This window comes from Janthinobacterium sp. DSP2-3-3 (assembly GCF_049897325.1).
Lineage (GTDB): Bacteria > Pseudomonadota > Gammaproteobacteria > Burkholderiales > Burkholderiaceae_D > Janthinobacterium.
This window is the reverse complement of record NZ_JAFCWA010000001.1, coordinates 221,246-234,973: the sequence shown is the minus strand read 5'-3', so window position 1 is coordinate 234,973 and position 13,728 is coordinate 221,246. Positions and strand designations below refer to the sequence as shown.

Genomic DNA, 13,728 nt, shown 5'->3' with positions numbered 1-13,728 from the left:
CGGGCGTTCGCCCGTGCCTCTTCACTGTATAGACGTAGTAGTGACCATGACCAAATACATACTTGCTTTAGACCAGGGCACCACCAGTTCGCGCGCCATCCTGTTCGACCATGCGGGCCGGCCGCACGCCAGCGCGCAGCGCGAATTCCGCCAGATTTTCCCCCAGCCGGGCTGGGTCGAGCACCACGCGGGTGAAATCTGGGCTTCGCAAGAGGGCGTGCTGCAGCAGGTGCTGCGCGACAGCGGCGTGGCCGCTTCCGACGTGGCTGCCATCGGCGTGACCAACCAGCGTGAAACGACGGTGCTGTGGGACCGCGCCACGGGCGAGCCTGTCGCCAACGCCATCGTCTGGCAAGACCGGAGAAATGCGGCTTACTGCGCACAACTGGTCGAACAGGGCAAGGCGGACTTGATTCAGCGCAAGACGGGTCTCGTGCTGGATGCCTATTTTTCCGCCACCAAATTGAAATGGCTGCTCGACAACGTGCCCGGCGCCCGCGCGCGTGCCGAGCGCGGCGAGCTGGCCTTCGGCACCGTCGACAGTTGGCTGATCTACAAGATGAGCGGCGCCCACTTGACGGACACGAGCAATGCGGCGCGCACCATGCTGTTCAATATTCACACTTTGCAATGGGATACGGACCTGCTGGCGCTGCTCGACATTCCCGCCTCCCTGCTGCCCGACGTCGTGCCATCGAGCGGCGTGGCCGCCCACACGCATGCGGCACTGCTAGGCGTCTCCGTGCCGATTGCCGGCATTGCGGGCGATCAGCAGGCGGCTACCTTCGGCCAGGCCTGTTTGAAACCGGGCATGGCGAAAAATACCTATGGCACGGGCTGCTTCATGCTGATGAACGTGGGCAAGCGCCCCTTGCCCTCGAAAAATCGCTTGTTGACGACGGTGGGCTGGAGCCTGGGCCCGGGATCGGATAAAACTGACTATTTGCTCGAAGGCAGCGCCTTTATCGCTGGCGCGGCCGTGCAATGGATGCGCGACGGCATCGGCATCATCCGCGACTCGTCTGAAGTGGAAGCGCTGGCCACCAGCGTGCCCGATTCGGGCGGCCTGGTCTTCGTGCCCGCATTCGCGGGCCTCGGTGCGCCGTACTGGGATCCGTACGCGCGCGGCACCCTGATCGGCATCACGCGTGGCACGGGCAAGGCGCACATCGCGCGCGCGGCGCTCGAAGGCGTGGCCTACCAGAACGTGGACGTCTTGTCCGCCATGCAGGATGACGCGGGCATTGCGCTATCCGAATTGCGCGTCGATGGCGGCGCGGCCCGCAACGACATGCTGATGCAATTCCAGGCCGACATTCTGAACGTGCCCGTGGTGCGCCCCGTGGTGACGGAAACGACAGCCCTGGGCGCCGCCTACTTGGCGGGCCTGGCCGTGGGTTTCTGGGAATCGCAGGAGGAAATCGCCGCTCAATGGCAGGTAGGGCGGCGTTTCGAGCCGAAGATGGCCTCCGACGAGCGTCTGACGCGGCTGCATAAATGGCAGCGGGCAGTGGAGCGCTCGCGCGACTGGAGCGAATAAGCGGAGATCAGGGCCGCGCGAAATACACGGCGTAGCCCACCGTTTCGCGCGGCACCGAATACAGGTCGCGCAGTTCAAAATAGGGTGCGTGCACGTTGCCGCTGACGGCTATGCCGGCCCGCGCCAAAGCCAGCCGGAAGCGCGGTACGTGAAAGTATTGCGTGGCGACCATGGCCGTGTGCCAGCCATGCTGGCGCATCAAGACCGCCGCGTTGCGCGCCGTGGCGTCCGTGGTCCAGCCTTGATTATCCTCAAGGATGGCGCTGGCCGGCACGCCGCGCGACTGCAGGTAGCGGGCCATCGACGCGGCCTCGTCAAAACCTTCCTTGCCCGTGGCCCCGCTGACGAGGATGTGTGGGGCGCGGTGCGCCTGGAACTGCTTGAGCGCTACGTCGAGCCGCGCCTGCAGGCGGGGGCTGGGCGTGCCGTCCGGCATGATCGTATTGCCCGGCACGACGATCACATCGGCGGGGGCTTCCTTGTCGTTGAGTCCCGCCAGCACCAGGGCGGCGGTGGCCAGCAGGAAAACACTGACAGCGCTTGAACCCAGCACAGTTATTTTTCGCATGTTTCATCATCAAGTAGAGAATGGACGCATGATACCCGTCCATTCCTGCCAGCGTCAGTTCGCCTGCGCCTTACGCGCGCGCTGGTTCGACAGATAAATATTGTCCTTTTCCAGCGGCTTGCCTTCGCGTACGGCATCGAGCCAGGCCTGCGTGCTGGCGACGGCGGCGAAATTCGAATGAAACACGCTGCTGAAGACGCGGTGAATTTCCTCGGCGCTGGCCGTTCCGCCCGCATTGGCGTAGGACAGGGTGCCGCTGGCATCCTGCAGGAATTCGACCTGCAAGCCGTCGTGCGCGGCGTGGTAGATGGTGGCGGCGTCGCAGTTGTGCGTCATGTAGCCGATCACGCTCAGGGTATCGATGCCGTGGCTGTCCAGCCAGGCGCGCAAATCCGTGCCCGCAAACGCGCTGCCCATACTCTTGTTGATGCGGTGGTCGGCGGCGAAAGCGGCCACTTGTGGGTGCAACTGCCAGCCGTCGCTACCCTTGGCAAAGATGGGCGAATCTTCCGGTGCATCGTGCTGCACGACGATCACGGGCACGCCGGCAGTGCGAGCGGCAGCCATGGCCTGAACGATGTTGGGCAGTGAAATGTCGACGGACGGATATTCGATGGGCATGTCGCCCGTGAAATATTCATTTTGTACATCGATGACGAGCAAGGCGCGGCGTGGCGCGGTGGAGGCTTGGGTGGACATGGATTCTCCTGGAACGGTTGAAAGAGGAAGGACTTCCTCGATAACGCCATTGTCAGGCCAGGCATTGCAAACAAAAAGTGGCCTGAAGGCCGATATGAGATAAAATCGGGCCATGCTGACTATTCCTGCGTCCTCGTCCTCCTCCTCCTCCTCCTTGAGCGTGGCCGTGATCGCCTTCGACGGCATGACGCCATTTCACCTGTCTGTGCCTTGCCTCGTGTTTGGTGCCCAGACGGGCGAGGCCGATCTGCCGCCTTTTTACGTGCGCGTGTGCGCCGCCGATCCCGCACCCCTGCGCACGGCGGCTGGCTTCGGCATCATGCCCGAGTTCGGGCTGGAAGGATTGGAGGGGGCCGATATCGTCATCATGCCGGCCTGGCACGACGATTGCCGCGACGCGCCGGCGCCGTTGATCGAGGCGCTGCAGGCGGCCAGCCGGCGCGGTGCGCGCATGGTGGGCTTGTGCCTGGGCGCGTTTCCCCTGGCGCAGGCGGGCTTGTTGAATGGCAAGAGCGCGGCCACGCATTGGGGCATGGCGGACCGGCTGGCGGCCCGTTATCCCAAGGTCAGGGTGGACCGGGAAGTGCTATACGTGGATGATGGCGGAGTACTCACGTCGGCCGGTGTGGCGGCCGGCCTCGATTGCTGTTTGTACCTGCTGCGCCAGTTGGCGGGCGCCGAGGTGGCCAACCGGGTGGCGCGCCGGCTGCTGGTGGCGCCGCATCGCCAGGGCGGACAGGCGCAATTCATTGAGCGCCCGCTGCCCGTGTCCGGCAGCGAAGGGCGCTTTGCCGACGTGCTCGCCTGTGTGACGGCCAACCTGGGCCAGGCGCACAGCATCGACGCCCTGGCCGAGCGGGCCGCCATGAGCCGGCGCAATTTTACGCGCCACTTCCGCCAAGCGACGGGCACGTCCTTTAAACAATGGCTGCTGAACCAGCGCCTGGCGCATGCGCAAGGCCTGCTGGAAAAAAGCGCGGCCTCGATCGATGTCGTGGCGCAAGAGGCCGGCTTCGGCACGGCCCTGTCGCTGCGCCAGCATTTCCGCGCCAGCCTGCAGACGTCGCCTTCTGCGTATCGCAAGCTGTTCCGGCAGCAACTAATCCATGCCCGACAACCATAGCGCTGCAGGGTCGCGGCTGCCCTGGGGCAGCTTCGCGCTGACGGCGACTTGCCGCGCAATGAAGGCGGCCGGCTCGAAGGCGTAGCGTTCCTGGAACGAGACGGTTTCCGCGCTCATCAGCTCGGCATACGTCTGCATCAGGGTCGAGGCGGAAACATGGTTGCCTTGCTCCAGATAGGTGGTTATGGCGGCCAGCAGCACGGGATAATCGGCATTTTCCTTGTTGCCGCCAAAGTTGAACGACAACTGCCCGCAGGCGCGCCGGATGGGGTCAAGTTCCCCATCCGGCACCGCCTGCGTGCGCAGCCATTGCAAGGCTTTCAACGGCGGGCCGCCAAAGGACGGTGGCGATATGATTGCCTGGATGGCCGACGATCGGTTCGAACGCTTCGCGGCCGATGGGCCAGTACGGGCCGAAGGTGTCGCCATTGCCCAGCGCGCCTTCGAAGAAGGGGCTGAAGCCGAGGGGCGGATAGAGCGTGTCGTGCCGCCAATCCTTGTCCATTGAGATCTGCGCGAGGCTTGCGGGTAATTGCATGGGGGCACCGGAAGAGAAAGCGCCAGTGTAGAGCAAGAGGACGCGGCGGGCGCGTCCGCATGGCTTGCTTGTGCGACCTACTTGCGCGGCTCGTGTATCCGGAATTTCCTGACGATGCCCGCCTGGTCGAACATGACGGCCACTTCGCGCGTGCCTTTTTCGCCCAGCAGGGGGATCAAACGCGTCACGCTGGGCGTTTGCAACTGGTTCTTGTAGACCCAGACTTCATAGCCTGGGTCAAAGCTGACCACGGTGGCGTTGCCCAACGCCGCGTCGAGGTCGAGGCGGGTGGTCTTGCCCACTGTGATGTTCTGGTAGATGGCGCCGTTGGCCGGCGCGCGGTTGACCTTGTATTCACTGGCGGTGCACATGGCCACGGCCAGGCCCGCGAGGCAGGAAAATGCCAGTTTTATCAATGTGTTCATACGGACTCCCAGTGTGCATCACTGCTTCCAATCTCAGAGGGGACGGGCGTGATGTCAGGAGGGGAGTGTGCTTGTGTCGCCACGAATGTGCTACAAAATTATACAAAGACGCACAAAACGATGCCGCCAGTACCGGCAGCCGGTACCTTCAGCGAGTCTGCAGCACGTCGGTCGAGAGTGCCAGGGTTTCCTTGATTTCTTCCATCACCACATAGCTTTTCGATTGCGCTGCGCCCGGCAGCTGCAACAGCATGTCGCCCAACAGCTTGCGGTACTCGGCCATTTCATGGATGCGCGCCTTGATCAGGTAATCGAAGTCGCCCGACACCAGATGGCACTCCTGTACCTCGGGAATTTGCAACACTTCGCGGCGGAATTGCTCGAAGGCGGACGCCGACTTCTGATTCAGCGTAATCTCTACAAAGACGAGCAGCTTGGCGCCCAGCGCGGCCGGGTTGACCTTCGCATGGTAGCCCGTGATGACGCCGTCGCGCTCCATGCGCTTGACCCGCTCGATGCAAGGCGTGATGGACAGGCCCACCTGTTCGCCCAGGTCTTTCATTGAGATGCGGCCATCCTGTTGCAGGATGCGCAGGATGTGACGGTCCAGCTTGTCGAGGCCACGTGCCGATTCTTTAAGGATTCTCATGATTTATTGCTGAATATCTCGATTTATACGTGAACAAATACTGGCTCTTTCCCAATATGATAGCGGTTAATCTGGCAATAGCCATAAATATAATTGAGGAAACTATGCGTATTGTGATTCTGGGTAGCGGCGTCATCGGCGTCACCAGTGCTTACTATCTGGCCAAGGCAGGACATGAGGTGACCGTCATCGACCGCCAGCCTGGCCCGGCACTGGAAACCAGCTTCGCGAATGCGGGGCAAATCTCGCCCGGCTACGCTTCGCCATGGGCCGCGCCCGGCATTCCCTTGAAAGCCGTGAAGTGGATGATGCAGCGCCACGCGCCTCTGGCCATCTCGCTCGACGGCAGCGCCGCCCAGTTGAAATGGATGTGGCAGATGTTGCGTAATTGCACGCCGGAAGCGTATGCCGTGAACAAGGAACGCATGGTGCGCCTGGCCGAATACAGCCGCGATTGCTTCAAGGTGCTGCGCGCCGAGGCGGGCATCACGTATGAAGGCCGCCAGCAAGGCACGATGCAATTGTTCCGCACCGAAAAGCAATACAACGACGCCGCGAAAGATATCGAAGTGTTGAAAGACGCTGGCGTACCGTACGAAGTGCTGCAGCGCAACGAGCTGTCGCGCGCCGAACCGGCCCTGGAAGGTGTCAAGGACAAGCTGTTCGGCGGCTTGCGCCTGCCCAACGATGAAACGGGCGATTGCCAACTGTTTACCACCCGCCTGTCCGAGATGGCCGTGGCGCTGGGCGTGAAGTTCCGTTATGGCGTATCGATTGACGCCTTGCTGACGCAGGGCGATGAAATCGCTGGCGTGCAATGCGGCGCGGAAATCGTCAAGGCCGATTCCTATGTGGTGGCACTCGGTTCCTACTCAACCGGCTTCATGAAGCCGCTGCTGGACATTCCCGTGTATCCGCTGAAGGGTTACTCGATCACCGTGCCCATCGTCAACGCGGCCAAGGCGCCCGTGTCGACCATCCTCGATGAAACCTACAAGATTGCCGTGACGCGTTTCGACGACCGCATTCGCGTGGGCGGCATGGCGGAAATCGCCGGCTACAACCTGAACCTGAACCCGCGCCGCCGCGAAACCCTGGAAATGGTCGTCAATGACCTGTTCCCCGGCGGCGGCAACACGGCCGAGGCCACGTTCTGGACGGGCTTGCGCCCGATGACGCCGGACGGCACGCCGATTGTCGGCCGCACGCCGCTGCGCAACCTGTTCCTGAACACGGGTCACGGTACGCTGGGCTGGACCATGTCCTGCGGTTCGGCGCAATTGCTGGCCGACCTGATGTCGTCGAAACAGCCGGCCATCCTGGCAGACGACCTGTCCGTCAGCCGCTACAGCGGCGCGCAGCGCGGCGGCAAACTGCAATACGCGGGAGCCTGAGATGGCGGGAAGCATGCCTCCCAAGGAACGTAGCGGTGCCATCCTGACGGTGGACTTGGACGCCGTGCGCGCCAACTACCGGTTGCTGCGCGACAAGGCGCATCCGGCCGCCTGCTCGGCCGTGGTGAAGTCCGACGCGTATGGCCTCGGCGCCGCACAAGTCGGCGCGGCCCTGTATGAAGAGGGGTGCCGCCATTTCTTTGTAGCGCACCTGGAAGAGGGCATCAGCCTGCGCCCGCACGTGGCGCCGGATGCGGAGATCTTCGTGCTGCACGGCCCACCCGTCGATACGGAAAGCGAATTCACGGCCCACGGCTTGACCCCCGTGCTCAACAGCGAGCCGCAGGTGGCGGGCTGGCGCCGGCATGCAACAGCGCTGGGCACCACCCTGAACGCCATCGTGCAGGTCGACAGCGGCATGTCGCGCATGGGCCTGTCGCCGCAGGAAATCGATGGTTGGCTGCTTGACACACACTTTCTCGATGGCATCAAAGTACGCTACATCATGAGCCACCTGGCTTGCGCCGACGAGCGGAGCAACCCCATGAATGGCGAGCAGCTGGCCCGTTTCATCGCCATCCGCGCCCGTTTGCCGCAGTACCGCGCCAGCCTGGCCAATTCCTCGGGCATCTTCCTGTCGCCCGACTATCACTTTGACCTGGTGCGCCCCGGTGCTGCCCTGTACGGCATCGCGCCACAGGGCGACGCGCCCAATCCCCTGCAATCGGTGGTGCGCCTGCAAGGAAAAGTGCTGCAAACGCGCACGATAGCCGCCGGCGACCACGTGGGCTATAGCCGCCGCTACACGGCCAGCGAGCCGCGCCAGGTGGCCACCGTTTCCGTCGGCTATGCTGATGGCTGGCTGCGCAGCATGAGCAACCAGGGACTGGCCGTCGTCGATGGCGTGAAAGTGCCGCAGATCGGCGCCATCTCGATGGATTCCATCACGCTGGACGTGAGCGCCATTGCCCAGGAACGCGTGGTGCCAGGCAGCCTGGTCGACCTGATTTGCGCCGAACACCCGGTCGACGCTGTGGCGGCCATGGCCAACACCATCGGCTATGAAGTGTTGACCAACCTGGGCGGGCGTTATTACCGCGAATATAGAGGCCTGGCTCAATCCGCACGCTAGCGCGCGAAACCGATGATTGTGTGGCAAGATAGCTCTGGCGTGAGCTTCACTTCAGGGCTTTTTTCAACCATCATCGGGGATTTCTATGAGTCAATATAACGTTGCGATCATCGTCGGCAGCCTGCGTAAGGATTCCTTCAACCGCAAGCTGGCCGACGCCATCATACAGCTGGCGCCGCCCGAGTTTTCTTTTCAACATATCGACATCGGCGACTTGCCCCTGTACAACCAGGACGACGATGGCGCGCAGGCCGAGCAGGTGCTGCGCCTGAAGTCGGACATTTCCGCTTCGCAAGCCTTGCTCTTCCTCACCCCCGAATACAACCGCTCCATCCCCGGCGTGCTGAAAAACGCTCTCGACCACGGTTCGCGCCCGTATGGCCAGAGCGTGTGGGGCGGCAAGCCGGGCGCCGTGCTCGGTGTTTCCGTGGGTGCCACGGGCACGGCGCTGGCGCAGCAGCATTTGCGCAATGTGCTGGCCTACCTGGACGTGCCCCTGCTGGGCCAGCCCGAAATGTTTATCCAAGCCAAGGACGGCCTGTTTGACGAGCATGGCGGCATCGGCCCGGCCAGCCTGGGCTTCTTCCAGGGCTGGATGCAGCGTTATGTGGACTGGGTCAGGAAGCACGCCATCCACGCTTGATGCAGATCAAGGCGGCAGCGCCCTGCGTTGCCGCTTGTACACATTCTTTGCCCATGGCTGCCAACATTTCAATATTGGCACGGGTGTCTCGGTATAATGCGCCTTTTCTTTAGCGCAACACTTCCCCTTCATCCAATTTTTGCCGACGCCATGTGGACTAAACCTGTTCCGCGCATGAATTTGCGCCGTTTGATCGTGCTTGTGGCCTTTGCCAGCGCCCTGGTATCGCTGGCCAATACGTTTTACGCCAGCTACAGCGTGCAGCGCCAGTTGCTGATTGATACCACCCTGGAAGCGAACCAGGCATATGCGAGCAAGCTGGCCAGCACGGCCGAGGATTTCCTGCAGTCGGCGCGCCAGCAGCTCGCTTACAGTGCCGGTGGCCTGCCTGCGCGCATGGGCGACGACGCCTGGCTGACGGACGAGGCGCAGCGGCTGCGCCTGCAAACCAACAGCTTCAATTCCGTGCTCGTCGTCGATGCCCAGGGCAAGGTGCTGGGCGTGTCGCCGGAAACACTGGCCCTCAAGCACCGCACGCTCGATTCGGTCGGCGCCTTGCAGGCGCTGCGCGAGCGGCGCCCGCTAGTGACGCAGCCGTACATGTCCTCGGCCGGCAACCTGGTGGTCTTCATTTCGCATCCCATCGTCGCCGAGGATGGCCGCTACCTCGGTTATGTAGGCGGCAGCATCTACCTGAAACAGAAAAACATTCTGTACACCATGCTGGGTCAGCATTACTACCGCGACGGCTCCTACCTGTACGTGGTGGACCAGAAGCGGCGCCTGCTATACCACCCGGACCCTGAGCGCCTGGGCGTCCTGGCCGGCGGTAATGAAGTGATCGATGCCATCATCGCGCAGCAGGGCGGCGGCAGCCGGCGCATGCACAACAGCCTGGGAGTGGACATGCTGGCTGGCTACGCCGTCATGCCGTCGACGGGCTGGGGCATCGTGGCGCAGCGTCCGACGGCCATGACGCTGGCCCCGTTGGACCAGCTGATGGCCAATACGGTGTGGCATTCGCTGCCGATCGCCTTGCTGAGCCTGCCATTCATCTGGTGGCTGGCCAGCCTGATTTCACGGCCCCTGGTGCAGCTGGCCGAGGGCGCGCGGCGCATGGATGCACCCGGCACGGCAGAGCACATCGCCGCCATCCGCTCGTGGTATGTGGAAGCGGCGCAGATCAAGAAAGCCTTGCTGAAAGGCCTGGCGCTGCTGCAAAACAAGATCGGCAAGCTGAAGACCGACGTGCAGACGGACCCGCTGACGGGCTTGTCGAACCGGCGCGGCATGGCGGCGGCGCTGGACGATTGGCAGGCGCAGGCGCGGCCCTTTTCTGTGATCGCCATCGATATCGACCATTTCAAGCAAGTCAATGACCGCTGGGGCCATGCCGTGGGCGACGACGTCATCCGGCGCCTGGCACAGCTGATGCGCGCCTGTTCGCGCGATGCCGACGTGCTGTGCCGCAATGGCGGCGATGAATTCATCATGCTGCTGCCCGACGCCGACCTCGACGTGGCCATGCAGGTGGCCGAACGCCTGCGCGCCAAGGTGGCCGCCGCCGTGATTCCCGGCGCGGGCGCCATCACGGTCTCGCTGGGCGTGGTCTCGTCGTCGCATGGGGAGCGCAGCACGGACGCGGTGCTGCTGGCGGCCGACGCGGCCCTGTATGTGGCCAAGGAAAGTGGACGCAACCGCGTGGGCCTAGCCGAGCCCGCCTGAGGTGCTTTGCGCCGGACCGGTTTGATCTTGTCATTCGGAAAACGTCAAACTGATCTTATGTTTTCTCCCGATTCTGAGTCTGTTATGTTTTACTGCAAAAGCCTAGAGTGGAGGCCTGGGTAAAACAGACGTCACACGTCGGGAAGGCAACACATGTTAGGGCTTACGGCACTGGAACTGGCACGCGTCCAGTTCGGCTTCACCATCTCATTCCACATCATTTTTCCTGCGATCACCATCGGCCTGGCCAGTTACCTGACGGTGCTGGAGGCGGTGTGGCTGCGCACGCGCGACGATGTGTACCGCGACCTGTACCACTTCTGGTCGAAGATTTTCGCCGTCAACTTCGGCATGGGCGTCGTTTCCGGCCTCGTCATGGCTTACCAGTTCGGCACCAACTGGAGTTTCTTTTCCGATTACGCGGGCAGCATCACGGGGCCGCTGCTGGCGTATGAAGTGCTGACGGCCTTTTTCCTGGAAGCGGGTTTTCTCGGCGTGATGCTGTTCGGCTGGCACCGCGTGGGACCCGGCCTGCACATGTTAGCCACCGCCATGGTGGCGCTGGGCACACTGATCTCGGCCACCTGGATCATTGCCTCGAACAGCTGGATGCAGACGCCGCAAGGCCATGAAATCGTCGACGGGAGGATCGTGCCTGTGGACTGGCTGGCCGTCATCTTCAACCCCTCCTTCCCGTACCGCTTGCTGCACATGAGCGTGGCCGCCTTCCTCGCCACGGCCCTGCTGGTGGTGGCGTCGGCCGCCTGGCATTTGCTGCGCGGCAATGACAATGCGGCGCTTCGCAAGATGATGAGCATGGGCTTGTCCATGCTGCTGATCGTCGCGCCCATCCAGGCCGTGATCGGCGACCTGCATGGCTTGAATACCCTGGAGCACCAGCCGGCCAAGCTGGCTGCCATGGAAGGCCACTGGGAAAACACGGGCAACGAGGGCACGCCGCTGATCCTGTTCGGCTGGCCCGACATGCAGCGCGAGGAAACCCTGTACAAGGTGGAAATCCCCCGCCTGGGCGGCCTGATCCTGGCGCACGACTGGAATGGCACGATTCCCGCCCTGAAGGAATTCGCTCCGCGCGACCGGCCCAATTCTCCCGTCGTGTTCTGGTCCTTCCGCATCATGGCGGGACTGGGCATGCTGATGATCGCGCTGGGCATCTGGGGCGCGTGGCTGCGCTGGCGCGGCACCCTGTGGCGTTCGCGCCTCTTCTTGCGCTGCGCCCTGTGGATGGGGCCGAGCGGCTTGCTGGCCATGCTGGCCGGCTGGTACACCACCGAGATCGGCCGCCAGCCGTGGACCGTGTACGGCTTGCTGCGCACCGAAGACGCCGTCTCAGCGCATGGCGCCACGCAGCTGGGCATCACTCTGGTGTTGTTCATCGTCATTTATTTTGCCGTCTTCGGCACGGGCATCGGCTACCTGCTGCGTTTGATCCGCGTGGGGCCGCAGCCGCACGAGGGCGAGCGCGTCGAGCATGGCGGGCCGGGCCAGGAACGCACACCCGCGCGGCCCATCTCGGCCGCGCATCTTGAAGAACAAGCGCAAGGAGGATATTCGCATGGGCATTGATCTGCCATTGATTTGGGCCATCATTATTTTGTTCAGCATCATGATGTACGTGGTGATGGATGGCTTCGACCTGGGCCTCGGCATCCTGTATCCGTTTTTCCAGGAAAAGGGCGAGCGCGACGTGATGATGAATACGGTCGCGCCCGTCTGGGATGGCAATGAAACCTGGCTGGTGCTGGGCGGCGCCGGCATGCTGGCCGCCTTTCCGCTTGCCTATTCGGTGGTGCTGAGCGCCTGCTATCTGCCGCTCAGTTTCATGTTGATGGGCCTGATCTTCCGCGGCGTGGCCTTCGAATTCCGCTTCAAGGCGCGCGAGCACGAGCGCCATGTGTGGGACAAGGCATTTATCTGCGGCTCGGTGGCGGCCGCCTTTTTCCAGGGCGTGACTTTGGGCGCCTACATCCAGGGCATGCCGGTGGAGGGCCGCAGCTATGCGGGCGGCGCGCTGGACTGGCTCACGCCGTTCTCGCTGTTCACGGGCGCGGGGCTGGTGGTGGCGTATGCCTTGCTGGGCAGCACCTGGTTGATCATGAAGACGCAGGGCAGCCTGCAGGCGCGCGCTTGCCGCATCACGCGCGTGCTCGTGTGGCTGCTGTTGGGCGTGATCGCCGTCATCAGCGTGTGGACGCCGCTGGTCGATCCGGCCATCGCCGCGCGCTGGTTTGCGCTACCACAACTTGTGGGGTTCCTGCCCGTGCCGCTGCTGGTGCTGGGCGCGGGCTGGCTGCTGCTGCGGTCCCTGAGGCAGGGGCGGCAGGTGGCGCCGTTCCTGTGCACCTTGGCGCTCGTCTTCCTCGGCTATACGGGCCTGGGCATCAGCGTGTGGCCGCATATCATCCCGCCATCGGTCTCGATATGGGACGCCTCGTCGCCGCCGCAAAGCCAGGGCTTTACGCTGGTGGGGGCGCTGTTCATCATTCCCGTCATCCTGATGTATACGGTGTGGTCATATTATGTGTTTCGTGGCAAAGTCCGGCCGGAAGATGGATATCACTGATGAAACAATTTGAACAGGGACAACAAGCATGGTGGAAACGACTGGCCTGGATGGCCGGCCTCTGGCTGGTGAGCGTGGCCACCCTGGGCTTGGCGGCGTGGGTGATGCGCCTGTTGATGCGGGCGGCGGGGATGGGCAGTTGATGGCGCAGGTATCCGGTATCCGCTGCGAGGTCGGTCGCCAGTTGCACCCGCTGGCCTTCCTTGGCTGCCGCGAACTCAACTACGGCCAGCGCAGCGCGCTGCCGCTGCACCCGTTCCGCCTGAGCGTGCCGGAAGCGGCGCTGGCGGGCCTGCTCGACGCATCCTTCAACAGTTTCCTGCAGACTTGCCGCGAAGACGACCTGCAGTACGAGGAAAGCGACTTGCCCGAACTCAAGGAAGCGGGCTACCCGGACATCACGGCCATGCTGGCGGGCCACCGGCCGCTGTTGGCCGGGATGTTGGTCGACTTCATGATCGGCGACTTGTTGGCCGCCATCGGGCGGGCCAGCGGCTACCGGCCACCGCGTGCGCGCCACTGGGGCGATGTGGAGGCGGCCGACGACCGCGCCTATTTCACCGTCAATGAAGTGCAGCAAGTGTCGTTTGACTATGGTCAGGTCCTGTTCGACGGGCAGGGCTATTACGGCGTGTACGTCATCTGGCTGACGCACGGCCGGCGAGCTTGAATAGGGACTTGACCTTCCTTGTGTGGGAAGGTTTATAG

At 63.1% G+C, this 13,728-nt stretch carries 16 protein-coding genes; 10 read left to right on the top strand and 6 right to left on the bottom strand.

All coding sequences use genetic code 11. The features are described 5' to 3' along the window. Positions 1-46: 46 nt before the first annotated feature. A complete protein-coding gene (glpK, locus tag ACP7DE_RS01260) occupies positions 47-1,540 on the top strand; it encodes a glycerol kinase GlpK (RefSeq protein WP_426070379.1) in 1,494 nt (497 codons plus the stop codon). Positions 1,541-1,547: 7 nt separating this feature from the next. Here glpK and ACP7DE_RS01255 read toward each other — a convergent pair whose 3' ends face one another. Then, positions 1,548-2,108: a YdcF family protein gene (locus ACP7DE_RS01255; protein WP_426070378.1), complete on the bottom strand. Its 561-nt coding sequence runs from the start codon at positions 2,106-2,108 to the stop codon at positions 1,548-1,550. A gap of 54 nt (positions 2,109-2,162) precedes the next feature. Continuing rightward, positions 2,163-2,807, bottom strand: a complete 645-nt coding sequence (locus ACP7DE_RS01250) for a cysteine hydrolase family protein (RefSeq protein WP_426070377.1) — start codon at positions 2,805-2,807, stop codon at positions 2,163-2,165. Positions 2,808-2,961: 154 nt separating this feature from the next. Here ACP7DE_RS01250 and ACP7DE_RS01245 point away from each other — a divergent pair, with 154 nt between their 5' ends. Beyond that, entirely contained in the window at positions 2,962-3,930 is a 969-nt protein-coding gene (locus ACP7DE_RS01245) for a GlxA family transcriptional regulator (protein WP_426070866.1), read from the top strand. On the opposite strand, the gene ACP7DE_RS01240 is transcribed toward ACP7DE_RS01245, so the two are convergent. From ACP7DE_RS01240 to ACP7DE_RS01225, 4 genes are all read right to left on the bottom strand, one after another. Beyond that, positions 3,907-4,254 carry a hypothetical protein gene (locus ACP7DE_RS01240; RefSeq protein WP_426070376.1) on the bottom strand — a complete coding sequence of 116 codons (348 nt, stop codon included), beginning with the start codon at positions 4,252-4,254 and terminating at the stop codon, positions 3,907-3,909. The genes ACP7DE_RS01245 and ACP7DE_RS01240 overlap by 24 nt on opposite strands. Then, a complete protein-coding gene (locus tag ACP7DE_RS01235) occupies positions 4,202-4,468 on the bottom strand; it encodes a hypothetical protein (protein ID WP_426070375.1) in 267 nt (88 codons plus the stop codon). Before ACP7DE_RS01235 ends, ACP7DE_RS01240 begins: the two co-directional genes overlap by 53 nt. Positions 4,469-4,545: 77 nt before the next feature. After that, on the bottom strand, positions 4,546-4,893 hold the full coding sequence (locus tag ACP7DE_RS01230; protein ID WP_426070374.1) for a hypothetical protein: 348 nt from the start codon (positions 4,891-4,893) through the stop codon (positions 4,546-4,548). 148 nt (positions 4,894-5,041) lie between these two features. Further along, positions 5,042-5,542: an Lrp/AsnC ligand binding domain-containing protein gene (locus ACP7DE_RS01225; protein ID WP_426070373.1), complete on the bottom strand. Its 501-nt coding sequence runs from the start codon at positions 5,540-5,542 to the stop codon at positions 5,042-5,044. 104 nt (positions 5,543-5,646) lie between these two features. Here ACP7DE_RS01225 and ACP7DE_RS01220 point away from each other — a divergent pair, with 104 nt between their 5' ends. The 8 genes from ACP7DE_RS01220 (at position 5,647) to ACP7DE_RS01185 (ending at position 13,690) form a co-directional block, all read left to right on the top strand. Further along, a complete protein-coding gene (locus ACP7DE_RS01220; protein WP_426070372.1) occupies positions 5,647-6,936 on the top strand; it encodes a D-amino acid dehydrogenase in 1,290 nt (429 codons plus the stop codon). Between the two features lie 13 nt (positions 6,937-6,949). Beyond that, the gene (gene alr, locus ACP7DE_RS01215) at positions 6,950-8,068 is read left to right on the top strand and encodes an alanine racemase (protein WP_426070371.1); all 1,119 of its coding nucleotides are present in this window, start codon (positions 6,950-6,952) and stop codon (positions 8,066-8,068) included. Positions 8,069-8,153: 85 nt separating this feature from the next. Next, positions 8,154-8,711, top strand: coding sequence for an NADPH-dependent FMN reductase (locus ACP7DE_RS01210; protein ID WP_426070370.1), 558 nt, complete (start codon positions 8,154-8,156; stop codon positions 8,709-8,711). Positions 8,712-8,861: 150 nt separating this feature from the next. Continuing rightward, a complete protein-coding gene (locus tag ACP7DE_RS01205) occupies positions 8,862-10,436 on the top strand; it encodes a diguanylate cyclase (RefSeq protein ID WP_426070369.1) in 1,575 nt (524 codons plus the stop codon). 153 nt (positions 10,437-10,589) lie between these two features. After that, complete coding sequence (locus ACP7DE_RS01200; RefSeq protein WP_426070368.1) at positions 10,590-12,023, top strand: cytochrome ubiquinol oxidase subunit I; 1,434 nt, start codon at positions 10,590-10,592, stop codon at positions 12,021-12,023. Continuing rightward, a complete protein-coding gene (gene cydB / locus ACP7DE_RS01195) occupies positions 12,013-13,020 on the top strand; it encodes a cytochrome d ubiquinol oxidase subunit II (protein WP_426070367.1) in 1,008 nt (335 codons plus the stop codon). The genes ACP7DE_RS01200 and cydB overlap by 11 nt, the downstream gene beginning before the upstream one ends. Continuing rightward, a complete protein-coding gene (locus ACP7DE_RS01190) occupies positions 13,020-13,163 on the top strand; it encodes a DUF2474 domain-containing protein (RefSeq protein ID WP_426070366.1) in 144 nt (47 codons plus the stop codon). The genes cydB and ACP7DE_RS01190 overlap by 1 nt, the downstream gene beginning before the upstream one ends. After that, a complete protein-coding gene (locus ACP7DE_RS01185; RefSeq protein WP_426070365.1) occupies positions 13,163-13,690 on the top strand; it encodes a hypothetical protein in 528 nt (175 codons plus the stop codon). The genes ACP7DE_RS01190 and ACP7DE_RS01185 overlap by 1 nt, the downstream gene beginning before the upstream one ends. The last annotated feature ends 38 nt before the right edge of the window (positions 13,691-13,728 follow it).